This window comes from Achromobacter sp. Bel, assembly GCF_012928505.1.
In the GTDB taxonomy this organism is placed as follows: domain Bacteria; phylum Pseudomonadota; class Gammaproteobacteria; order Burkholderiales; family Burkholderiaceae_B; genus Achromobacter.
This window is the reverse complement of record NZ_JABBJN010000014.1, coordinates 93,365-116,192: the sequence shown is the minus strand read 5'-3', so window position 1 is coordinate 116,192 and position 22,828 is coordinate 93,365. Positions and strand designations below refer to the sequence as shown.

General features: G+C 65.2%; 21 protein-coding genes and 1 pseudogene. 9 read left to right on the top strand and 13 right to left on the bottom strand.

All coding sequences use genetic code 11. The annotated features are described in order from the left end of the window. The first annotated feature begins 301 nt into the window (after window positions 1–301). A complete protein-coding gene (locus HG262_RS11660) occupies window positions 302–1,351 on the top strand; it encodes a hypothetical protein (RefSeq protein ID WP_169271173.1) in 1,050 nt (349 codons plus the stop codon). Further along, entirely contained in the window at window positions 1,348–2,649 is a 1,302-nt protein-coding gene (locus HG262_RS11655) for a hypothetical protein (RefSeq protein WP_169271172.1), read from the top strand. Before HG262_RS11660 ends, HG262_RS11655 begins: the two co-directional genes overlap by 4 nt. A gap of 4 nt (window positions 2,650–2,653) precedes the next feature. Here the strand turns inward: HG262_RS11655 and HG262_RS11650 are convergent, their stop codons facing one another. Beyond that, the gene (locus HG262_RS11650; protein WP_169271171.1) at window positions 2,654–3,454 is read right to left on the bottom strand and encodes a hypothetical protein; all 801 of its coding nucleotides are present in this window, start codon (window positions 3,452–3,454) and stop codon (window positions 2,654–2,656) included. Beyond that, entirely contained in the window at window positions 3,447–3,881 is a 435-nt protein-coding gene (locus HG262_RS11645; protein WP_248293331.1) for a response regulator, read from the bottom strand. Before HG262_RS11645 ends, HG262_RS11650 begins: the two co-directional genes overlap by 8 nt. 182 nt (window positions 3,882–4,063) lie before the next feature. Between HG262_RS11645 and HG262_RS11640 the strand changes: the two genes are divergently transcribed. Next, window positions 4,064–4,576 carry a hypothetical protein gene (locus HG262_RS11640; protein WP_169271170.1) on the top strand — a complete coding sequence of 171 codons (513 nt, stop codon included), beginning with the start codon at window positions 4,064–4,066 and terminating at the stop codon, window positions 4,574–4,576. Window positions 4,577–4,800: 224 nt separating this feature from the next. After that, window positions 4,801–5,148, top strand: coding sequence for a glycine zipper 2TM domain-containing protein (locus tag HG262_RS11635; protein WP_169271169.1), 348 nt, complete (start codon window positions 4,801–4,803; stop codon window positions 5,146–5,148). 34 nt (window positions 5,149–5,182) lie between these two features. On the opposite strand, the gene glyA is transcribed toward HG262_RS11635, so the two are convergent. The 3 genes from glyA to HG262_RS11620 all read right to left on the bottom strand — a co-directional run bounded on the left by glyA (window position 5,183) and on the right by HG262_RS11620 (window position 8,907). Continuing rightward, window positions 5,183–6,478 (bottom strand): serine hydroxymethyltransferase, encoded by a 1,296-nt coding sequence (gene glyA, locus HG262_RS11630; protein WP_169271168.1) that lies wholly within the window; start codon window positions 6,476–6,478, stop codon window positions 5,183–5,185. Window positions 6,479–6,635: 157 nt separating this feature from the next. Next, entirely contained in the window at window positions 6,636–7,781 is a 1,146-nt protein-coding gene (locus HG262_RS11625) for a calcium:proton antiporter (protein ID WP_169271167.1), read from the bottom strand. A 184-nt stretch (window positions 7,782–7,965) separates the two neighbouring features. Further along, window positions 7,966–8,907: an energy transducer TonB gene (locus tag HG262_RS11620; protein ID WP_169271166.1), complete on the bottom strand. Its 942-nt coding sequence runs from the start codon at window positions 8,905–8,907 to the stop codon at window positions 7,966–7,968. 138 nt (window positions 8,908–9,045) lie between these two features. Between HG262_RS11620 and HG262_RS11615 the strand changes: the two genes are divergently transcribed. Next, complete coding sequence (locus HG262_RS11615) at window positions 9,046–9,654, top strand: LysE family translocator (protein WP_169271165.1); 609 nt, start codon at window positions 9,046–9,048, stop codon at window positions 9,652–9,654. A 41-nt stretch (window positions 9,655–9,695) separates the two neighbouring features. Here HG262_RS11615 and HG262_RS11610 read toward each other — a convergent pair whose 3' ends face one another. The 3 genes from HG262_RS11610 to HG262_RS11600 form a co-directional block, all read right to left on the bottom strand. Next, a complete protein-coding gene (locus tag HG262_RS11610) occupies window positions 9,696–11,756 on the bottom strand; it encodes a PIG-L family deacetylase (RefSeq protein ID WP_248293330.1) in 2,061 nt (686 codons plus the stop codon). A 197-nt stretch (window positions 11,757–11,953) separates the two neighbouring features. After that, a complete protein-coding gene (locus HG262_RS11605; RefSeq protein ID WP_169271163.1) occupies window positions 11,954–12,670 on the bottom strand; it encodes a hypothetical protein in 717 nt (238 codons plus the stop codon). Continuing rightward, window positions 12,667–13,566 carry a LysR substrate-binding domain-containing protein gene (locus tag HG262_RS11600; protein ID WP_169271162.1) on the bottom strand — a complete coding sequence of 300 codons (900 nt, stop codon included), beginning with the start codon at window positions 13,564–13,566 and terminating at the stop codon, window positions 12,667–12,669. Before HG262_RS11600 ends, HG262_RS11605 begins: the two co-directional genes overlap by 4 nt. 125 nt (window positions 13,567–13,691) lie before the next feature. Between HG262_RS11600 and argH the strand changes: the two genes are divergently transcribed. Beyond that, the gene (gene argH, locus HG262_RS11595) at window positions 13,692–15,224 is read left to right on the top strand and encodes an argininosuccinate lyase (protein ID WP_169271161.1); all 1,533 of its coding nucleotides are present in this window, start codon (window positions 13,692–13,694) and stop codon (window positions 15,222–15,224) included. Between the two features lie 31 nt (window positions 15,225–15,255). Continuing rightward, window positions 15,256–16,239 carry a tripartite tricarboxylate transporter substrate binding protein gene (locus HG262_RS11590; RefSeq protein WP_169271160.1) on the top strand — a complete coding sequence of 328 codons (984 nt, stop codon included), beginning with the start codon at window positions 15,256–15,258 and terminating at the stop codon, window positions 16,237–16,239. Here HG262_RS11590 and HG262_RS11585 read toward each other — a convergent pair whose 3' ends face one another. Next, on the bottom strand, window positions 16,240–17,973 hold the full coding sequence (locus HG262_RS11585) for an alpha/beta-hydrolase family protein (protein ID WP_169271159.1): 1,734 nt from the start codon (window positions 17,971–17,973) through the stop codon (window positions 16,240–16,242). It abuts the gene before it with no gap. 82 nt (window positions 17,974–18,055) lie between these two features. Then, window positions 18,056–18,175, bottom strand: a pseudogene (locus HG262_RS11580) (glutathione S-transferase N-terminal domain-containing protein); the annotation flags it as partial. A gap of 208 nt (window positions 18,176–18,383) precedes the next feature. Between HG262_RS11580 and HG262_RS11575 the strand changes: the two are divergent. Further along, entirely contained in the window at window positions 18,384–19,151 is a 768-nt protein-coding gene (locus HG262_RS11575; protein WP_169271158.1) for a class II aldolase/adducin family protein, read from the top strand. Between the two features lie 60 nt (window positions 19,152–19,211). On the opposite strand, the gene HG262_RS11570 is transcribed toward HG262_RS11575, so the two are convergent. Continuing rightward, the gene (locus HG262_RS11570; RefSeq protein ID WP_169271157.1) at window positions 19,212–20,018 is read right to left on the bottom strand and encodes a hypothetical protein; all 807 of its coding nucleotides are present in this window, start codon (window positions 20,016–20,018) and stop codon (window positions 19,212–19,214) included. A gap of 203 nt (window positions 20,019–20,221) precedes the next feature. Here HG262_RS11570 and HG262_RS11565 point away from each other — a divergent pair, with 203 nt between their 5' ends. Beyond that, window positions 20,222–20,803, top strand: a complete 582-nt coding sequence (locus tag HG262_RS11565; RefSeq protein ID WP_169271156.1) for a YceI family protein — start codon at window positions 20,222–20,224, stop codon at window positions 20,801–20,803. A 324-nt stretch (window positions 20,804–21,127) separates the two neighbouring features. On the opposite strand, the gene HG262_RS11560 is transcribed toward HG262_RS11565, so the two are convergent. Both HG262_RS11560 and HG262_RS11555 read right to left on the bottom strand, forming a co-directional pair. Beyond that, the gene (locus tag HG262_RS11560; protein ID WP_169271155.1) at window positions 21,128–22,180 is read right to left on the bottom strand and encodes an alpha/beta hydrolase; all 1,053 of its coding nucleotides are present in this window, start codon (window positions 22,178–22,180) and stop codon (window positions 21,128–21,130) included. 149 nt (window positions 22,181–22,329) lie between these two features. Next, on the bottom strand, window positions 22,330–22,776 hold the full coding sequence (locus HG262_RS11555) for an SRPBCC family protein (protein ID WP_169271154.1): 447 nt from the start codon (window positions 22,774–22,776) through the stop codon (window positions 22,330–22,332). Between the last annotated feature and the right edge of the window lie 52 nt (window positions 22,777–22,828).

The following is a 22,828-nucleotide window of genomic DNA, read 5'->3' as shown; positions in this document are numbered from 1 at the left end:
ATTGACTCACTCTAGCACAGCACCCGCAGCAGAAACAATCGCAACAATAATTTTCGATGGGGTGGCGTGTGCCGGGCCAGGGCTCACCGGTCCGGGCTTTGGCGCGGCGTGGCGGGAACCCGCGCCATTGCTGGCGGTTCGGCCACGATGCTGGCCCAATGGGTTACGCGCCGCCTGCCGCGATGTGTGCAATCGCGTGTCGCGCCATGTTTCAGGCTGCCAACCGGGCATTGCGATCCGGCCCCCACTCAGTAGTATGCGCGGTCAACGACCTGATTCCGCCTCACTCAAGGACCGATCCATGACTTTGCCGCGACCGAGACTCGTCTTGTCCGCCCTGGCCCTTGCGCTTGCCCTGTCGGGCTGCGCGAAGAACGCGTTCGTGGGCGACGAGGGCACGATGGATGATCCGCGCTACGCGCAACTGCTGGATCTGATCGACGAAGCGCTGAAGTCGGATATGGCCGTGGTGCTGGTGGCCGACCTGACGCCGCATCCCACGTTGGGCGATGCGTACGCCATGACGAAGTACACCACCCGCGCGATCTGGATGAACGAAGCGGCTCCGCAGGTGACCTTCAGCCGCAGCTTCCAGAACAATTCGCTGCAGAAGGACACCAAGACGCCCCTGCTGTTCAATTCGTTCGAGGTGCATATCCTGCCGCCTGGCAAGTATCTGCTGACGGGCGGCGATGATTACAAGCTGAATGCGTTGCTTGACGAGGTGGGCGCTCAGAAGGGCCCGGTCGGCTCGGGCCGCGGCGCGAATGGCACGTCTTATCTGTCGCCCGAACTCTATCGCGAGTTCTACAAGCAGACCAATTGGCACGACGCCAGCTACGGCACGCAGACCGGGTCTCGAACGGTCTGCACCGCCGTACACGCGGCGTCAGGCGCCTGCGTGAGCTGGGGCGAGCAGCAGTACAGCCAGACTACGCAGACCGGGGCAGCAGGCTACCGCGAAGATACGAAGTATCGCGACATCCCCGCGATCAAGGTCCAGTCGCGCATTCCACCCAAACAGGCGCTGGCAAGCTTCACGCTCAAGGCCGGGCAATTGGTGCTGAGCCAGCGCATGCACCTGAAGACGCCCGCCTATCAGTACAAGCAGTCGGCGTGCCGTGCAGTCGAACCCAAGATGATCGAGTGCCCGCTTGAAGACCTGACCGTCTACACCCGACCGGCGCCCCTGGAGTTTTCGCAGAAACTCATCGCGCGCCGCAAGAACGTCAGCGCGGAACACTTGCAGATGCTCTCCAAGCTGCAAGCCATGCAGATCACGACGCTGGGCAAGCAGGGCATGGAAGACCCGGTCTGGGGCGTGCCGGTGTCGATGCGCAAAGGAAAATGAGCGAACCTGCGGGCGGGGATCCGCGCAAGCGCTGGCGCGAGCAGCAGCGTGCGCAGCGGTTGGAGCAGGCCGACGATCAGCGCGCCGCGCTTGACGCGCGGGCTGCCGAGCAGCAGGCATGGACGGACCGCGCGCGTCGGACACCGGCCCTGGCCCGCGTGGCATGGCAGGGCCTGACGCTGCGGGTGTTGAACCTGGCGCAGGCCCAGACGCTCTTGTGCCGGATCCGCGACACCGACAACGGGACGTACTACGCCTTGCTGGACGAGGCCGCGGCGGCACGGCTGCCCATCGCCGGAGACGGGCAATGGGTGGTGCTGGTGGCGGACGAGCCGGTGATGGCAACGGCGTTGGCGCTACCGGCGCAACTGCCCGATCACCCGGCCTTGCGGATAGCAGGCTGGGTGTTCTCGGCGGGTCTGGACGCGGATGCGGTGCGCGTGGGAGAGGCGGCGGACCGGGATTCGGAACCCGGCGCGTCAGGCGCCGACCCCGAGATCGGCCCGATGCTGGTCGCGCTGGGTCCGGCGCGGATCGGGCTGTTGATGCTGCCCGAAGGGCGGCATGCATTCACCGAAGGCTTGGACGCCACGGCTTTGTTATGCCGGCACTATCGCTGTCAGGTGCTGGTGCGCGGCGCGCTGCGGGCGGACTGCCTGATCGCCGCCGGCAATGACGTGTACTGCACTGAATCGCCGCAGGTCGGCCTGCTTGCCACCAACGACGCCGACCCTGACCGCAGCCGCGTCATGTCGCGCCACGGGCGCAGCTATCGCTTTTATCCGCCCACGCATGCGATCGCGGACATCGTGGCGCCATGCTGGTTGCGCCGCGATGCACGCGGCGCCGCGCGCCTGGCGTCGAGTCTTGCGGCGCTTGCCGACGCGCAGGCGTTGCTGCGGCCGCGCCAGGAGATCGACGGCGTCTACGACGGCTTTCCTGGCGAAATCGAAGACGCCATGGAACGCCTGTCGGTCTTGCTGCGCACGGCGGGGCCAGCGCAACTGTCCGTGCGATTCGGGCCCGGCCCTTCGAATCATGCGCTCTACGCTGAGACCGCCACAGGCGCGCGGGAGCTGGTGCGGCAGATCGCCCATTCGGAATATGTGCGCATCAGCGCCACGCAACCGGGCGGCGGCGGCGCAATCGCATTGCGCGTCACGCATTTGAGCGCCCCGGTGCGCGAACGCCACGAGCGCGACGCCCGGCCCGAAGACGACGACGCCGAGGCGCGCATGATCAAGCGCGCCTTGCGCCACGCGATCGCCGGCTTGCTGGCGCACTACGACCCGGCGTAAGCCCTTAAAGGTGCCGATGGCTGCACGCCATTGGCGCGTCGATGATCTTGCCCACGGCATCCGCCAGCATGTTGGCGCTTGCTTCGTCCAGCCATTCGGTGCGTATCATCCGGAAGCCCAGGGCCAGGCTGAAATGCCAGTCCAGGTCGAAAATGCGATAGGCGTTGCCGTTGGACGGACAGTGCCACTGCACGGCGGGGTCTTCGAAAGCCGCGCCGATGAAATCAACGTGGTCGTCGAAGGGCGCCATGTCGGACACCGGTTCGCCGGTTTCCGGCAGGCTCGGCACTTCCAGGTTCTCGCCCACTTTCACGGCCGGATTCGGGTCGTCGTAGGCCAACAGCATCAAGCCGAATTGCTGCGGCTCGATGTCATAGGTTTGCGCGGCATGCGCGCTCATGAATTCGCGCGCGCCAGGCCCCAGCTGATAGTGCGGACTATGCCAAGTGCTGCCTTCGTCATCGAGGAAGGTACCGTCAGGTTCCAGTCCATGGCGGCTCAATAATTCAAGCGTCTGCGCGACGCTGAAATCCGGCGCTGCCCGGACGCCCGCGGGCAGGCCGCTGCAACCTTCGTACAGCGCCAGCACCTCGGCGGGGCTGCGCGCCCCGTCATCGTGCCGGTACGGGCAGTCGAAGGTGCGCGCCAGCGTCAGGCTCAGGTTGACGAGCGCCCGCAGCGGCACGTGGCGCCCGAACGGGGGCAGCACGATGCCGGCGGCCAGCAACCGCGATTCAAGCGCTTGCCAATCCGGCGACGGCAGGTGGGGATGCCGCGGGAACAGGAACTGGTGATGTTCAGACATGGGCGGCGTCGAGCTCGACGGACGCCGGCAGCGAGCCGGGGCCGGTCTGGTAATGCGGCCGGACGGAAGGCGCGGGCGTCAGGCGGCGGATGACCTCCAGCACGTCGACCGGCTCGGCGGGCTTGCGCAGGTAGGCCGCATAGCCGTCGCAGGTCTCGCTGATCTCATGTTCCGGGCGGCCGCTCAGCACCAGCACGGGCGTGTCGCTCAGATAGGCGTTTTCGCGCATGGCGGTGAGCAGCGCGCCGCCGTTCATGCCCGGCATGGAGAAGTCGGTCACGACGAGATCGGGGCGCACGTCAAGCATCTGCTTAAGCGCGGTCAGGCCATCGGTATGCGTCGTGACGTCATAGCCTTCGAGGCTCAGGAACTCGCGCAACATGTCGACGAGCATCGGCTGGTCGTCAACCAAAAGTATTTTTTTCATGGGGTTCAATGCCACGTACTGCAGCGTTTCTGTTTCTGGCCGGGCCGTGGGAAGCCGCATCCTAGGGCATGCGCGCCGTTCACGCGTGTCGCAATTGTATCGGGAGTTGACCGGCGCAGGCCTGTGCTTAAATCCGTCCTGATCCGCGCGCCGCATCGCGCAGCAAGGACCCGGAGCCAGATATGCCCATAGATTTCGATCTGATCGAAAAAGGTCTCATGGAGACGTTGCGGTCGCAGTCCGCATTCGCGGGCTGGAAGAAGCGGCGCAAGCGTGGCTTGTGGCGTGCGATTGGCGACGTAGAGCAAGGCGTCGAGTTGATCCGCTACAAGGCGTCGTCCGAGAACCGGCAATGGGTGTCGTTAGGCATGTATGTGTCGGTGCCCTGCGAACGGGAGTGGCCAGTGTATGTGCCCACCGATATCTGGGACAAGGGACGCCTCTACCGCCGGGCCTATCTGGTGCCCGGCCAAGGCCTGGCCGACGAGCCCACCTTTGCCAGCGGCGCGTCGCTGGCCATCGCCTCCCAGGAAGCGCTGGAAACGTGGCTGGCGACGCTTCCGGGCGATATCGACAAGCATGTCGTCTCGTGGTTCAAGCAATACGAGACGCTGGAAGCCGCCTCGTATGAATACCAGATCCCGCGCTGGCGCCTGGAAGCCGCCGGCCTGCTTCCAAGGACGCAGGCACCTTAGGCGCGACCGGCGCGCGGGTCGCCATGCCCGGACAAGAAGCGCTTTTTCCCAGCCGATGAGGCCTGGCGCAGAAAGCGATTGAAACCGCTTATACACACCGTATCCCAGGCTGCAGGACTGACACACACCTGAAGTGATAACTTGATTTCCAGTCAAATGATTTCGGGTTCAAGCCGTCAGGCACGGCCGCATCGCAGGGGCGGCCGGCGACAGGAGAATAAAAAATGGCCATTACGAAGCGAATTGTCCAAGCCGTTCTTGCGGGTGTCCTGGCATTGGGTTTCAGCATGACGGCGCAGGCCGACAAGCAGACCCGCAATACCGTCATCGGCGCCGGGTTGGGCGGCGTAGCCGGCGCATTGCTGTCGGAAGGGGATCCCTGGGCCACCGTGGGCGGCGCCGCCGCCGGCGGCCTGTTGGGCCACGTCATCACCGGCGACGACGACCGGGGAAGGCGCCGCCACGAGTGGGACCGTGACCGCGGGCGAGACCATTCATATCGGCGCGCGGGCTATCGGGACCACGACCGTTACCGGGGCCACCACCGCTCAAACGGCCGTCACCGCCATTGAACCCCGGCTGGCGCCAGGAGGATTGCCGGGCGGCCTAGTAAGGAAGCGGGAAGCGCCGGGTCAGATCGGCCACCCCTGCGCGGATGGCGGTTTCCGTGCGATGGTCGAAGGTGCCCGCGCGCACGTCGCCCAGCACCGCCAGGATCATGTCGCCGATCTTGTTGAACGCATCGGTCCCCATGCCACGGGACGTGCAGGCGGCGCTACCCACGCGGATGCCGGAGGTCACTGTCGGCTTGGCGTCATCGAAGGGCACGGCATTCTTGTTCAGGGTGATGCCGACCTGTTCCAGGACCTGTTCCGCCGCATTGCCCGCTAATCCCCAGGGCCGCAGGTCGACCACGCCCAGATGGCAGTCCGTGCCGCCTGACACGATCGATAGCCCGCCCGCCGCGAGCCGGTCGCACAACGTTTGCGCATTGCGGACCACGGCCTGGACATAGGTTCGGAACGACGGTTGCAGGGCCTCGCCGAGCGCGACGGCCTTGGCCGCGACGATGTGCATGAGCGGGCCGCCCTGCAGCCCCGGGAAGACGGCGGAATCGATCTTCTTTGCGATCTCGCCGTCGTTGCAAAGAATCATCCCGCCGCGCGGTCCGCGTAGCGTCTTGTGCGTCGTTGTCGTCGTGACGTGGGCATGCGGCACCGGCGACGGATAGACTCCGCCCGCGACCAGCCCGGCGAAGTGCGCCATGTCGGCCATGAAGATGGCACCCACGTCGTCGGCGATGGCGCGGAATCGTGCAAAGTCCAGCGTCCGGGAATAGGCCGAGCCGCCTGCAACAATCAGCTTGGGCCGCTCGCGTCTGGCGATGCGCGCCACCTCGTCCATGTCCACGCGTTGCGTCGCGGGGTCGACGCTGTAGCTCAAGGTCTGGAACCACCGGCCCGACATATTGACCTTGGCGCCGTGGGTCAGGTGCCCGCCTGCCTTCAGGTCCAGGCCCAGGATCTTGTCGCCGGGCGTCAGCAGCGCCAGATAGACGGCCTGGTTGGCCTGGCTGCCCGAATGGGGCTGCACGTTGACGTGCGCCGCGCCGAAAAGCAACTTGGCCCGCGTGATCGCGATGTCTTCCGCAATGTCCACGTTCATGCAGCCGCCGTAATAGCGGCGGCCCGGATAGCCTTCGGCGTACTTGTTCGTCAGCACCGACCCCTGGGTGTCGAGCACCGCGCGGCTGGCGAAGTTCTCCGACGCGATGAGTTCGATGCAATGCATCTGCCGGTGCCGTTCCGCATCGATGGCCGCCCAGATGTCGCGGTCGGCCTGGGGCAAGGCAAGGGCGCTGACGACGGGCAGCGGGCCGTCGGATGGTGCAAGGTTCGTCATGGTGGATGCGTGGGGTCGAAGAAGGCCGGCGACCGGGCGCCGGCCTGGGGAAAAAACGGAAGTGTAGGATTGGAGTGGCATAGCTATTCATGCCACATTTCACTCATCCGGCAGACCACTTTTTCGGCCGTCCACGCCAGGTCGGCAGCTTTTCGCGTCAGGGATAGAACAACAGAAAGCCATACGTGATGAACAGTGCAAGATGCATGGCGCCTTGCATGACCGATGTGCGTTGACCGTTGAACGACAGCATGCCAAGCAACACCGTCAGCGCCAGCAGCACGGTTTCCAGCGGCGATATCCCCATGACGACCTGCTTGCCTGTCATCAGTCCGATGATCAGCACGGCGGGGACGGTCAGGCCGACGGTAGAGACGAACGCGCCCAGGCAGAGGTTGATGGCGCGCTGCATTTCATTGTTCAGGGCGGCCCTGACGGCGGTTAGGGATTCCGGCGTGAACACGATGATGGCGATCAGCACGCCGCTGACGGCCACCGGCGCGCCGGCGGTCGCCACGCCGTAGTCGATGACGATGGCAAGGTGGTGCGCCAGCAGGACGATCGGGATGATCATGCCGAGCAGCAAGAGGCTGCTGGTTACGATGGCGGCCCGGTCGCCCGCGCCGGCGGACCTACCCTGCGGGGCGTTCCGGGGCGCCTTGGGTTGCGGGGGAACGGCCATCATGCCAGGGCCGGGCTGGATGAACAGCCGGCTTTCGCTGCGCATCTGAAGCAGCAGGAACACCGCATACAGCGCGGCGGTGACCGCCGCGATCGTCCAGGCTTGCAGCGGTGCGAACTCGCCCGCGCCCGACAGATAGTTGGGCAGGACAAGGGCCGTGCCCGTCAGCAGCGCGATCATTGACAGATACGCGTTGGCGCCTTGGGCATTGAACGCTTGCTCGCCATGCTTCAGACCGCCGGCGACCAGGCAGATTCCCATGACGAGGTTCACGATGATCATCATCACGGCGAAGATCGAGTCCCGGCCGATGGTGGGAAATTCGCCCGGGGCTAGCAGCACCGACGCGATGAGGATCACCTCGATCGAAACGATGGAAAGCGTGAGGATCAGCGTGCCGTAGGGTTCGCCCAGCTTGTGAGCCAGAAGGTCCGCTTCGTGGACCACGCCGAACGAGGCGGCGACGATGGTGAAGAAAAGGACCGCGAAGCAGGCGACCGCGGCGGTCGGGGTAAGCGGTTCGGCAAGCCATGTGCCGCCGTAGACCGTAAAGGCGATGACGACGAGCCAGGCCCAGCCGAGCTTGAACCAGGTTGTTTTGGGAATGCCATTGACGCGCATCGCTGTTCTTTCCATGAAAGAGAAGCGGGGTCGTCCCCGGTGAAGACACGCGCCGGCAGGTCGTCCTGGCCGGCGGGAGCGAGATGGCTCGGTGGCGAGAATTCTACCCGATCCGGTCACCCGCCATGCACTTGCGCGGCGTACCAGCGGGCTCGCCGCGCGGCGCCCTGAGGCCTGTGGGCGCCTAAGGCGCCGAGACTTTCAAAAGGAAGGGCATTCTGAAGCGGGCTGGAGTCTGCTCTGGCGCGCATTGGATCCGCTGGGCCATCGCCAGCGCGGTCTCATCCAGCCTTGCGTAGCCGGAAGACTGCGCAATGGTCGCTGCCGCTCCCGGAGACATGCTCGGTCCGACGAAGACTTCCACCAGGGCCTGACCTTCGTTGCGGAACATTTTTTTCACTTCGTGCAACGGCATGATGCAGTGCAAGCCGGTGCGGCGCAATTCGGTGGCCTCCCCCGACACCGCCTGCTTGCGCAGAATCGCCCAGCGCCTGGCGACCCAGGAAGGGTCGGGTGACAGACCCGCATCCTGCGCCGCTCTTATCCGTTGCCACCAGATATCCGAGGCCAACGTCGCCATGCCGAGCTGCCCGGAAGGCGGCTGATAGCTTTCGGTAAGGGCAATGGCATCGTCGTAACGCCCGGCGCGGGTATAGGCGGTCAATAGCGACCGGACGCCTTCGTAGCGTAGTTTCTGATCCAGTGCGGCCGGGGGATAGCTCAGTGCGCGCTCCAGCGGCGGAATCGCGGCTTCGGGGGCATTCATGAAGCGTAGTTGGCTGAAACCGAGATCGAGATACATCGGCGCAAGCTTGACCACGTCTGTCGGATCCTGCTTCTCCGCCTGATCCACAAGGTACTGCTTGATCTCCGGTCGGCGCATCAATATGTCGAAATCGTGCTCCAGAAGGCGAATGTCGAGAGTCGCTACGGGATCGACAGCCGTATAGCGTTTGACCGGTGCGCAGGCCTTCTGGACGGTAGCGTACATCTTCCCGTCGATCTGCCGGCGGCATTCGGAAACCACTTTTTCGTCCAGGATGCCGGCGGTGCGGGAAGGGATAGGCGCCGTCACGCATGCCGTAAGCAGGATTGGCAGAAGGGCAATGGTTCCGCTAAAACGCATGGCGTATCCAGATAGAGGCGTGAGGGTAGGACGAAACGAGCGACGCAGAGAATATCAAAACGGAACGCGGTTGACGATTTGCCCGGTACATGCCACCAGCGCTAGACTGACTGCCCCGTCATCCGCCTGCACGCCACTATGGCCCTTCACAGCTGGCTCATTTACCTGGTCGCCGTCATCGGCCTGTCGATCACTCCCGGTCCCAATACGTTGCTGGCGCTGACCCATGGCGCGTTGCACGGGCACCGCAAGGCCCTGTGCACCATTGCCGGCGGCGCGGTGGGCTTCATTGCCTTGATCGCCTTGTCGATGCTCGGCATCAGCGCGCTGCTGAAGGCCTGGGGGCCGGCGTTGACGGTGCTGAAGTGGGCAGGCGGGGCGTATCTGATCTGGCTGGGCATCCAATTGTGGCGCTCGCCGGGCGTGCAACTGACGCCGCCGCCCGACATGCCCCGCGCGCGCCGGACCCGCATGTTCGGCCAAGGCCTGTTGTCCGCGATTTCCAATCCCAAGGCGCTGCTTTTCTACGGGGCCTTTCTGCCGCAATTCATCGATCCGGCGCGCAGCTTGGTCACGCAGTTCGTGATCATGGCGGGCACCTTCGCCGTCATCGAATTCCTGGTCGAGTACGTGCTGGCGCGGCTGGCGCATCGGGTGCGCCCTTGGCTGGAACGCGCCGGGCGGCGCTTCAACAAAGTGTGCGGCGGCTTGTTCGCCGCCATGGGCGTGGCGCTGCCGGGTTCCTGACGGGCCGGTGCCCAGGCGTCGCGGCCTGCATCCGTGCAGGCTTACTGCACCGTGGTGGGCGTGGCCGCGCGTGAGGACTGGGTGGGCATGCGTTCGCGCGTCAGCGTGCCGGGCTCGCTGGGCGAGGGGCGCACCACCACGGCGTTGTTGGTGCTGTTGGCGCCCAGGTTGGGCAGATCCACCGGGCGGGCGGCCACGGTCGCGAAGGGGCCGCCGCCGGTCGACGGCACGCCGTCCAGCGTCAGGGCGCCGGCCCACTGGCCGTTGTGGCGCGACAGCACTTGGTATTGCTGCGGGCCGCCAGCGGTGCGCGCCACCACGTAAAGCGTGCCGTCGATGATGTTGATCGCGGGCGGCGAGGCGGCCAGGGCGTCAAGCTTGGCGGGTATGCCGTGCTCGACCAGCCACAGCGGTCCGCCCGCGCGTTCCAGTAGCGCCAGGACGACATTGCCTTGGGCATCGGCGCTGATGGCCGGGCGTCCGAGGTAGGGCACGCCCATATCGGCGGCCGCGCTCCAGTCCATGTCGAGGTCGGTGGTGTCGCCGGCTTCGACCAGCTTGACCAGGTGGTTGTTGCCGCGTTGGCGAAAGTAGAGTTCGACGCGGTTCTCGTGGTTGCGGATCGCGGCCAGGCCGCCCGCGGCCTCGGGCGCCGGGACGCGGCGCCAGCCCTGCCATTCGGGGCGCTGGCCTTTGGCGGCCGGCAATTGGCGCGTGTAGAAGAGCTGGCCTGCGCCGGCCGACGCAAAAATGACATAGCGCCCGTCGGCGCCACGCGCGGCGGCCGGGGCCCCCGTGGCGCCGTCCAGCGGTGGCAGGTTCTGCCACGTGCTCCAGCTGCCGTCGATGCCGGAGGGGGTGATCCAATGCAGCACGCCGTCATAGCCCAGTGCCACGGCGGCGGCCTCGCCGCGCGGCGCGACCGCCGGGATCTGCGTGACCCGCAGGCCGCCCAGCGCTTGCCAGCCTTGCCAGGTGCCGTCGTGGCGTTGCTTGTTCGCCCATACGCCGCCCAACGGATCGCGCGCCATCAGGCCAGCGGTGCCGTCGGCGTGGGTGAACGAGACCAGCGGACCGCTGGTGCGGCCGCCCAGGCTCTGCCAGCGGCGCTGGCTGGAGTCCCAGCGGTTGACCGCGGCATTGGTTTCTCCGGCGGCGAACACCACAAGGCCACCCCGTCCGTCGGGGTACAGCTGCGGTGCGATGTCCTGGCGCGATACGTAATAGGCGCGCTGCACCCACGCCGCGGCGGGACCGGCGGGCTCTTTGCAGCCGGTCGGGCCGGCGCAATAGTGGTAGTCGTTCCAGGCGTAGTGCTGGAAGATCACCGACTTGCTGGCGATTTCCGTATCCGCCAGGTTAGTGGCCCGTTCCTGGCTCGGATAGTCGATATAGCCGGTTTCGGCATAGTTGCCCGGCACGCGCAGCATGGCTTCGCGGACCAGCCGGGCGCTGGCGATGTGGTCAGGATGCCCATGGCCGGCGCAACGCCAGCACAGTTGCGTATAGGGTACGACCATCGTGTCGTCCAGGTGGCGCACCGTGGTCGGCTGGTACTGGCGGATCAGGTCCGCCAGGGTGTCGATCAGCTGTTCGCGCGTGTAGACCTGGGGGTAGGGGCCGAGCGTGTCGGCGCTTTGCCCGGGCTCGGATTCGGTGCGGCTAAGCGGCGTCAGGCTGCCCCAACCCTTGCCCAGCCACGGGTCTTTCAGGCGCATGTGCCACAGCTGCACGCGCGGATTGTCCTGCAGGGTAAAGCGCGCAATGGCGCGCCCGCCTGCCGTGCCGGCATCCTCTTTCCACTGGTCGGGCTTGTGCGCCATGTAGGCGTAGGCGGCGCGGATGCCCCGCTCGCGGCCCAGCATGTAGCCGTCGCCTTCTCCGGCGTCGCTGGCGGTCAGGTAGACCACCCGCACGCAGCCGCCGGCCTCGATATTCGAGGCGATGTCCGGGTTCATGAACAGCAAGTCGTCGTCCATATGGGCAACGAAGGCGAGATCCTTGATGCCGTGGCATTGTTCGAGCGTGGGCGGGGCGGCCAACGCCGAAGCGGAGACGAAAAGGGTGACTGCGCAGAATAGCGCCCGGCAGACGGGGCGCATAAAGGCCATCAAAGCTGGCATAGATAGGCGTCGCTTAAAAGGCGCGGCGCGGCAGTGTGTTTTTGGTCCAACGAGTATAGCGGGCGGGTGTTGCGGGGCGTCGAGGGAACCGGAACAGAGTGTTGGATAGGGTGTCAGACTGCAATGGCGGCTTTCGCGAAGCCGTGGTCCGTCACTTTTATTTTTCACCTGCGCGCCTAGTCCGCCGGCCCCCACTGCCCGGACGCTGGATCCACCTGCGCCCGCGCCCCGTCTTTCCACACCTGCTCTTGCGCCAGGCGCGTGGCCCCCGCCATGTCCACGTCGAACTCCACGCCAAGCGCCCGTGCGACGCACGACGCTTCGACGGGCAATTCCCAGGTCAGGAACAGTTGCGAGAGGTTCTCGTCGGTTGGAAAGTCGGCGGCATCGAACCCACTTGCGCCGCGCCGGATCACGGCGTGCGGCTGGCATGTGTCGAAGACGATGGCGGTGCCCCGGACCAGGGGGATGCGGTGGCCGGAAGACGGAAAGTGCACATCCAGCCCTTTGTCTTCGCTAAGGAACAGGTTGCAGAATGCCGCGCCGCCGTATTGTTCGCCGTCGTGGTGATACCTGGCGCCACGGCATGCCATCAGCGCGATATCGCTGCCCGCCAGCACATCTCCAAGCCCCTGCGCGCGCGTCCAGTCGGCCATGGCCCGCACGCAGCGATCGTAGTCGGGCCAGCGCACTTGCGTACGCGCCAACGGCATCTGTTCGACGTCGCCGGGTTCCAGGAACAAGCGCTGGGCGATCTCGCGGTTCCAGTCGGCGACCAGGCGCGGAGGCGGCGAAGGCACCTCGACTTTGCCCGACAGCATGTTGCCGCCGACGCTGCGGCTGCGCAGGGCGTCGCCGCTCCAGAAGTACGAGGTCAGGGACGCTTGGATCATTTCGTCGCCCTGGCCGGGTTCAGCGACGCAAACACGTCGCGCACGCATTCCGTCATCTTTGCGGCCAGCGTGCCGACCGGGAAGTGATCGGACGTGACCGCATAGCTGGGGAATTCGATTTTTTCCGAGAAGGGGATCTCGCGCAAATCAGGCATGTTCAACGCGCGCGATACGACGGGGTTGATGATCGAGACGCCCAGCCCCCGGCCGACCATCGAACAGATGGTCGTCGCGTAGGGCGTTTCGATGGACAGGATCCTGGCGTCATCGGGAAAATGCCGGTCGACCGCTGCGCGGTTGAAGCTGCCGGCCGGCAGCGAGATGAAATTCTCGTCATTGAAGTCGGCGGGGTTCAGCATTCTCTTGCGGGCCAGCCGGTGCGCGGCCGGCACGATCGCCACGCCGCGCGCAGCGTTGATTCGCGCGAAGTGCAAGCCAGGAACGTCCGCCTGGATGGACGAGAAACCGATGTCGCAAAAGCCGGTAGCCATCCATTTCGCGACCACGTCCGAACCGCCCGTGCTGACCACGACGGGAATGTCCGAGACCTTTTCCCTGAACAGCCGGATGGCGTCGGGCAGCACGCACTGCGTGATGGAGCCCACGGCGCCCACGCGCAGCAGGCCTGTGCCCCGCCGGCGGATGGTGCTGGCGCTGTCGTTCAACGATTCCAGGCCGATGAACGCGCGTTCGACGTCGGCGTAGAACGCGTCGGCTTCGGGGGTCGGGATCAACCGGGTGCCGACGCGTTTGAACAGCACGAAGCCCAGCGTGCCTTCAAGCAGCGCAATCCAGCGGCTGACGTTCGGCTGCGACGTATGCAGCAGGCCGGCCGCCGTGGTCATCGAGCGCGTCATCATCACGGCACGGAAGGCTTCGACTTGCTTGAAGTTCATCGGTCAGTCCCAAAACGTGGCAGGAATAATCATATCAATTTTGTATTTGAAGCCGTAAATGTTTGATTTGACGCATAAGTTGGCGCAGACGGAGACTACCGTTTTCCTGTTCACACCGGACTGAAATGGAATCCAAAGTCAGCAGCCGCCTGAAGCAACCGCTTGCCCCGGAAGTGCTTCAAACTATTTTCCTTCCACGCTTGAATCGCGAGTTCTTCGCCAATTTCGAGATGCTGAATCAGATCAACCTTGCGCATCTGGTGATGCTGCACGAGCAGGGCATCCTGGACCGCGACGCGTCGGTCCGGTTGGCGCAGGCGTTGCTGAAAATGCAGTCCGACGGGCCTGACGGCGTGGAACTGGACCCGGCGCGGGAAGAGGCCTACTTCAACTACGAAGCGCACTTGATCAAGCTGGTCGGGCAAGAGCTGGGCGGGCGCCTGCATACCGCCCGCAGCCGCAACGACATCGGCGCCACCATCGACCGCCTCCGCGCGCGGGATTTCATCGTGCGGATCGCGGCGGCCTTGATGGACGTCGCCGATGCGGCGCTGCTGCAGGCGGGCAGATACGCCGACTGCGTGATGCCCGGCTACACGCACATGCAGGCTGCCCAACCGATCACCTATGGCTATTACCTGTCGGCGCTGGTCGACGCGTGGTTGCGCGACGCCGACCGCCTGCTGCATGCACTGGACACCGCGGACGCGTCTCCGCTGGGCGCTTGCGCGCTGGCGGGCACGTCGTTCCCGATCGACCGCGACGCTACCAGCGCGATGCTGGGTTTCAGCCGGCCGCTGGCGAGTTCGCTGGATAGCGTCGCCTCGCGGGATTTTGCGCTGGAGCTGAGCGCAGCGCTGTCGATCATGATGATCACCAGCAGCCGGATGGTGCAGGACTTCTATATCTGGTCGACGCCTGAATTCGGTTATCTGTCTTTCCCGGACAGCATCGCCAGCACCTCCAGCATCATGCCGCAAAAGAAGAACCCGGCGGTACTGGAGTACTTGCGGGGCAAGACCGGCCACGTGATCGGGCTGACGTCGGCCGCATTCGCGACCGTGAAGTCCACCCACTTCACGCATTCGGGCGACAGCAGCCGCGAAAGCACGCGCACATGCTGGGAAGCCTGCGAAGAAGCGCTGCGATCGCTGGCGCTGATCAAGCTGCTGGTCGAGCGGGTCGAGCCGAACCGCGCGCGCATGGCGTCGCGCGCGGCAGAGGATTTTTCAACCGTCACGGACCTGGCCGACTTGCTGGTGCGCAAGGCGGACGCGTCGTTCCGCGACGCGCATCACATCATCGGCGCCGTGGTCCGGCAGGCACTGGAAGCGGGAATCCCCGCCAAGGACATTACGCCAGAGATGGTCAACACCGCGGCAGCCCAGCAGCTTGGGCGGCAGGTGGCATTGTGCGAGGCCGATATCGGCCCTTGCCTGGATCCTGTCCGCAATGTGGCGGCGCGCCAATCGTTCGGCGGGCCGGCGCCGGGCCTGGTGCTCGGCCATATCGAAGAGCAGAAGGCGTTGATTGCCGGCAAGCGCGGCCACATCGCCAAAACGCTTCAGCGCGGGGCCGACGCGCAGGACTTGCTGCGGCAACGCGTGCAAACGTTGGTTTCATCCAAGTCGGCAGAGCTTTCCGTCCAGCAAGCCTGACCGGCCACATTCCATCAAGGGGAATTCAATCATGCTGAAATTTGCCGCGGCGGCCGTCGCCATCGGGATCGGCGTCGGCGCCCAAGCCCAAGCCCAAGCCCAAGCCCAAGCGCCGGCCTATCCATCCAAGCCGATCACGATGGTCGTGCCGTTCGCCCCGGGCGGGACGGTGAACCTGATGGGTCGCCTGCTGGCCAACCGGATGTCGGAAGCGCTGGGCCAGCCCGTCATTGTGGAAAACAAGCCAGGCGGTGGCGGAAGCATCGGCGCAAACTTCGTCGCCAAGGCGCCGGCCGACGGCTACACCTTGTTGCTGGCGACGATGGGGCAGCAGTCCATCCAGCCCTTGCTGACCAAGAACCTGCCGTACGACGCCATCAAGGACTTCGCACCCGTCGCGCTGTTTTCCACGGTGCCGAACGTGTTGGCGGTATCGGCCGACCTGCCGGCCAGGAACGTGGCGGAACTGGTCGCATACGCCAAGCAGAATCCCGGCAAGCTGAACATGGCTTCGGCGGGTATGGGGTCCGTCAACCATCTGACGGGCGAACTGTTCATGTACCGCTCGGGCGCCAGGTTCGAGCACGTGCCTTACCGCGGCGCGGGGCCCGCCACGGCGGACCTGCTGTCGGGCCAGGTGCAGGTGTTGTTCGCGAATCTGCCGAATGTGCTGGCGTACATCAAGCCGGGCAAGGTGCGCGTCCTGGCGGTGGCGAGCGAACAACGCAGCGCCGCGATTCCCGATGTTCCGACGTTGGCGGAGGCCGGCGTGAAGGATGCGGTCGTCGAATCCTGGTATGGCGTCATGGCGCCCGCCGGCACGCCGGCCGACATCATCCGCAAACTGCAGGACACGGTCGTCGATCTGGCCAGGGACCCGGTCATGGTCGCCCATCTGGCCGAGCAGGGCGCGGTGCCGTTCCCCGGCTCCAGCGCGGACCTGGCCAAGCTGTCCGGCGAAGAGACCGAGCGCTGGAAGCGCATCATCGATAGCGCCGACGTCCAGACGAATTGATCATCCGCCCCGGTTGTCGTATGCGGCCTCTTTGCCGTCGCCGTCGTCCATCGCCGCGCGCATGCGTTCTTTCAGGTGCCGCTTCAGGCCCGCCAAGGCCTCGGCCGGCCAGTCCGCCGCGCCGGTCACGGCCAGCCAGGCGTCCGCGTAGTGCTGCGGCGCGTAGACATGGCCATAGCCGATCGGCGTGTGCGTGCTGACGGACATGTCCAGCGCAAGCTGCAGCATGGACACGACCGGCACCCAGCGCAGGTCGGGCGAGACGTCGGGGCCGTAGGGGGGATCCATCCAGGCGGGGCGCCGGTACAGGTCGCGGTAGTCGAAGAACGTGACGGCGTCGCTGGCGTATTGCAGGTAGACGATGCGCATCGGCCCCCACGGGGCGTCAGCGGGCACCGGCGACCCGTCCTGGTTCATGAAGCGCACAAAGGCGCCCTCGCGCAGTTCGGGCCGCCAGGCGGGGGAGTCCGGATTGCGGGCGTCGGTGATCGCGCGCCAGACCCGGCTTTCAAACGGCGGACCGCTCCAGAGCGCGCCCTGGATGGGGTCTCCGATCATTTCGAAGAGTTCGGTGGACCGGGCGGAGTTCATGGCGCCCAGGCTCAGGCCATGCAGGTATAGCTTGGGCCGTTTGTCCTTGGGCAGCGCGGTCCAGTAGTGGTAGATCTCGGTGAACAGCGCGCGTGCGGCCTGCGCGCCATACTCGGGCTGGGCCAGCAGGGACAGGGGGCTGGACAGGTAGGAATACTGGATGGCGACGCTGGCCACATCGCCATGCAGCAGGTATTCGACGGTGTCCATCGCCGCTGGATCAATCCATCCCGTGCCCGTGGGCGTCACCACCACCAGCGCAGACCGCTGGAACGCGCCCACGCGCTTCATTTCGTCCAGCGCCAGCCTGGCCCGGGCCTGCGCCGTGTCGGCGCCGGGCAGGCCGACGTACACGCGAATGGGTTCCTGCGCGTCGCGCCCCGTCTGGGCGCGGATCTCGGCTGCGCTGGGGCCGGACGCAATGTATTCCCGGCCCGCGCGGCCCAACTGTTTCCACGCGATCAGCGAGGCCGGGCTACCCGTCTTGGCGGGGTCGGCAGGTTGCGGGCGTTCCGGTTCGATCAGCGCGTCGTACTCGCGGAACGACGCGTCCAGCACATGCAGCGCCGCGCGGAAGAACACGTTGTTGGCCAACGACCAGAAAATCAGGATCGCAATCGCCGCGCCCGCCACGTTGGCGACGCGCCGCGGCACCACGCGGCGCACTTGCGCCGACACGGCGCGGGCCATCCACTTGAACAGCCGGCCCAGCGCCAGCAGCACGGAAAACGTGGCCAGCGCCGTTGCGCTGACCTTGAAGGGGTGCGCGCTGGTCACGGGCGCCATCTGCATCAAAGCCCGGATCGTGTTCTGCCAGTCCGCGGCGCGCCACAGGAACAGGATCAGCACGGACAGGCACAGCACGGTGATCAGCGCATTGGTGACGCGTGCCGCGCGGGCACGCGGCTCCGGCAGTTCCAGGTAGGCCCATAGCCAATGCCACAGCACGCCCAGCCCGTAACCGGCGGCCAGACACGCGCCGGCCAGCACTCCTTGGGTCACAAAGGTGCGGGGCACCAGCGTGGGCGTAAGCGAGGCTGCGAAGAACAGCGTCCCCAGCAGCAGGCCGACGCCGGACAGCGATTCCAGGTGGGATCGAAACCATGTGGGCAGGCGGCGGGCGGGGCCTTGTGGCAAGGGCATCGTCCTGTCAGTCCCGGTCCGTGGCAAACGCCAGGCCTTCCCGGCGCATGGCGTCGTCGCCCGTCAGCGCGCCATTGACCGCGTGCTGCGGCGTGTCGGGCCCGATGCCGCGGAATTCGAAGGGCGTGCCGTTCTCGTACAGCGCGATCAGCACTTTTTGCGTGTAAGAGGAAAAGGGATGGCCGTAGAGCGCAAGCGACATGGCGGGGTCTCCTGATTCGGTCGACCATTATTATGCAAGCGGAAGCCGGCCTTGGGGAAAACCGGCGGCAGGACAATTGTTTCCACCTGACGGACGGCGGCCGTTCCCGCGATGCCGGATCGCTGCAAAACTAATACAGTGTCCGATAAGCCGAAGGCAAGGTCGCCTTGGGACAACACGAAGTCTGGATACCAAGACTGGAGACGGGATGGATACGATTAGCAAGCAGGGCGCCAGCGTGCGCGAACAGGTCAGCGCGACGGAATGGCAAGTCCGCACCGATTTGGCCGCCCTGTACCGGCTGGTGGCGCTGTTCGGGTGGGACGACCTGATTTTCACGCACATTACCGCCAAGGTGCCCGGCACCGAGCATTTCCTGATCAATCCCTACGGGATGATGTTCGACGAAATCACGGCGTCCAGCTTGGTCAAGATCGACCTGGACGGCAAGAAGGTCATGGCGTCGGACTACGACATCAATCCTGCCGGCTTCACCATCCACAGCTGTATCCACGCGGCCCGCAAGGACGCGATGTGCGTGCTGCACACGCATTCCATCAATGGGGTGGCGGTGTCGGCGCAGAAGGCGGGCTTGCTGCCGCTGTCGCAATTTGCGTTCATCGCGCTGCGTTCGCTGAGCTATCACGACTACGAAGGCTTGGCGCTGAATCCGGAAGAGCAGCCGCGCCTGGTGCGCGACCTGGGCAGCAACCACTACCTGATCCTGCGAAATCACGGCCTGCTGACGGTGGGGCAGACGATGGCCGAAGCGTTCCAGGCCATGCATCGCCTGGAAGCCGCCTGCATGGCGCAGGTGCGCGCGCAGGCGGGCGGCGGTGAACTGATCTTCATCCCGCCGGAGGTCCTGGCGCGCGCGGCGGTGGAGTCCCCGGCTGACCGGGCGCACAAGGCCGCCCTGGCTTGGCCGGGCCTGCTGCGTCGGCTGGACAGGAAGAACCCGGGCTACGCGGAGTAAGCGACGCAGGCGGCGCCCTTGGTTGGCTTGCGCGTCAACCTTGTGCCGGGATCGCTGGCCTTATGGCTTCGCCGTGGGCGCGGCTTGCAGGAACTCCGCACAATCCGGCAGCGGCGCAGCGGGCGCGTATACCGAATCCTCGGATTTCCATTTGTAGGTCACCTGATAGCTGCATTGCTTGTCGGCAGCGGGCGTGACCTGGGCCTGGGTCGGCGCCGGCTGCGCGCTGGAGTCGGCGTATCGGCTGGCGTTCGCGGGGGCGCGGGTGGCCTGGGTGGTCACTTGCAAGTCCGGATATTCGACCCCCGAGGCCGTTTTCGTTCCGGCCAAGGCCTTTAAATCGGCCTTGAACCGGTAGGCGTCGATGCAATGGCCATCGCGTTTTTTCTGGTCCGCTTCATTGAAGCAGGACCGGATCGTCGCCTCGGTGGACATCGGCATGATGAACACCAGATTGCTGGCGGTTTGCTCGCCAAGGCCGACTTCAAACAGGTAAAGGTCCTTGCGGCTGAAACTGCCGCCGGAGAACTGAGTTTCCAGCTTGTAGTCGGGTTCGGCGGGGCCCACCACGCCGACCAGTGCGCGGTCTTCGCTCATGCGGATCAATTGCGGCCACACGGTGAACTTGGAAAAATCGGGGATGTCGGGCAGGTCCCAGAATGACCGGTCTGCGCGCAGCGTGCGGCTGGTGGCGAATGGGCCGTTCGTCTCGAACGACCCGTCCGTCTTGATCCCGACGCACCAATCGGCCTGGGGGTTGCAGAGAAGCTTGCTGTCCGGGTTCAGCGTCAAGGGCTCGAGGTCGGGCTGCGCATAGGCAGCCACCGGCAAGGCGACGGCAACAAGCAAAGCAAACACGTTTTTCATTTTCGTTCCTGTGGTTGCGGCATATGACCGGCGCATTATTGCGTGAATAGGAATATTCCTATTTTTAATGCGTGAGGAATGCTGACAGGCCGTTTCAGGCGGATTCGCAATGCTGACATGGAACTGAATGATATGGTTTGGGTTCCAATCTGTGCCAGCGCGCCTTGGGCGCGCGGGCGCCTTCTCCGTCATAAGGAACTCTGATGAAGTCGATTCAGTCTCTGTTGGGCGCCGCCGCGCTGATGTTGACCCTGCCGGCCGCCGCCGCACCGGTGACCTACGATCTGGATCCGTCGCACACCTATCCCAGCTTTGAAGCCGATCACATGGGCGGCCTGTCCACGTGGCGCGGCAAGTTCAACAAGTCCAAGGGCGTGGTGGTGCTGGACCGCGAGGCGCGCACGGGCACGGTCGAGGTCACGGTGGACATCAATTCCGTGGACTTCGGCCATGACGAAATGAACCAGCACGCGGTCGCGCCCGACATCTTCGACGCCGCCCGCTATCCCACTGCCACCTTCAAGGGGAAATTCACCAAGTTCGATGGCGACCGCCCCGAAGAAGCTACCGGCGACCTGACCCTGCGCGGTGTCACCCGGCCGGTCAAGATGGAGATCGACGACTTCAAGTGCATCCAGCATCCCATGGAAAAGCGCGAATTCTGCGGCGCCGATGTGTCGACGAAGTTCAACCGTAAAGACTTCGGGCTGAACTTCGGCCTGGACATGGGGTTCAAGCCAGAAGTCGAGTTGAAGATCCAGGTGGAGGCGGGGCGGCGTCCTTGAGGCTAATAAAAGCACGATATTGGCGACATTTTTCCGTCGGCTTTCTGAGTTGCTCACGAGCGGGGCAAGCATCGAACTGTTCGAGCATCTAGTCAGCGCCTATCTCACCTCCGGCATTTCCGATTTTCAGCCAAAAGTACTGATGCCGGGCGCGGATGCTGCCGATGCCAAGCCGGTCGTCGATAAGTCCACCGCGTTTACGTCTGACCTGATCGTCAAGGCCGCAGGAGAGGGCCACCCATTCCTAGCCCAGAACGAGTGTCTATGCATGAGCGTCGCCCGGAAGGCAGAAGTTCCTTCAGGCATACTCGAGAGCGCCGCCGCTCAAAGCCGCACCACAGCCAGCACCGCCTCTGCAAACGCCTGCGGGGCCTCTTGCGGCAGGTTGTGGCCGATGCCACCCGTGATGTCGCGGTGCTGGTATTTGCCGGTGAACTGTTTCGCGTAGCTGGCGGGGGGCGGATGCGGGGCGCCGTTGGCGTCGCCTTCCAGGGTGATCGTCGGCACGGTGATCTTCGGTGCCGCCGCCAGGCGTTTTTCCAGGTCGTCGTACTGCGGTTCGCCTTCGGCCAGCGCCAGGCGCCAACGGTAGTTGTGCACCACGACCGCCACATGATCGGGATTATCGAATGACCGCGCCGAACGCAGATAGGTCGCGTCGTCGAACTTCCACTGAGGCGACGCCAGTTGCCAGATCAGCTTGTTGAAGCCGTCGCGGTCGGCGGCGTAGCCTGCCGCGCCCCGTTCGGTGGCGAAGTAGAACTGATACCACCATTGGAATTCCGCCTGCGGCGGCAGCGGCTTGCGGTTGGCTTCCTGGCTGCCGATGAGGTAGCCGCTGACGGAGACCAGCGCCTGGCAGCGTTCGGGCCACAGCGCGGCCAGGATGTTGGCGGTGCGCGCGCCCCAATCGAAGCCGGCGATGATCGCGCGTTCGATCTTCAGCGCATCCATCAGCGCGATGATGTCGACGGCGACGACCGCCTGTTCGCCATTGCGGGGCGTGTCCGCCGACAGGAAGCGCGTCGAACCGTAGCCACGCAGGTAGGGGATGATCACGCGGTAGCCGGCGGCGGTAAGGCGCGGCGCCACGTCGGCGAAAGCGTGGATGTCGTAAGGCCATCCGTGCAGCAGGATGGCGACGGGGCCGCTGCGCGGGCCCGTGTCCACATAACCCACATCCAGCGCGCCGGCATGGATCTGGCGGATGTCGCCCAACGGCGTCGGGCTGCGCCGGGTTGCCGTGTTGGCGGATTGCGCCGGGCTGGGCGTGGCCAGCGCCGTGCCGCTCACGCCAAGGGTCAGCAGGCTGACGCCCGCCAGGGTTGAGGTCGTGGCGAGCAGGCGGCGACGTTGGGTGTCGATGGGGTCCGTCATGGGGGAGGCTCCATAAAAGGTTCGCGGGGTTGGGACTTGCTGCGAACGATTTATAGAGGCCCGGCAGGCGGGCCGGGTGTCCGAATGTATGGGCCCTGGGGGCGGATACAGTGCGATTCAAATCCGCCTTTTTTCCCCATCGATTCCGCTCAGTCGGGAATTTCCGGTTCGACCAGTTTCGCCAGCTGCGCCAGGGATTCCTGCCAGCCCAGGTAGCACATCTCGGGCGGGATGACCTCAGGGATGCCTTCCTGCTTGATGCTGATGTCCGTGCCGCAAGCGACCTTGCGCAAGGTGATCGTCGTCTGCATCCTGCCGGGCAGGTTCGCGTCGTCGAACTCGTCCGTGTAGCGGATCTTCTCCGACGGAACCAGTTCCAGGTATTCGCCGCCAAAGCCGGTGTTGCTGCCGGTCGAGAAATTGCGGAACGACATCTTGTGGCGGCCGCCTACCTTGGCGTCCAACTGGTGGACCTGGCAAGTGAACCCGTAGGGGGGCAGCCATTTCGCAATGGCGTCGGCTTCAAGGAAAGCGCGGTAGACGCGCTCGGGGGAGGCGCGCAGGACGCGATGGAGGGTAACGGTTCCGGTAGTCATGGTGTGTCCGCCTTGGAATGAGAGGGTCGTACTCATACGACGTTCAGAGGAC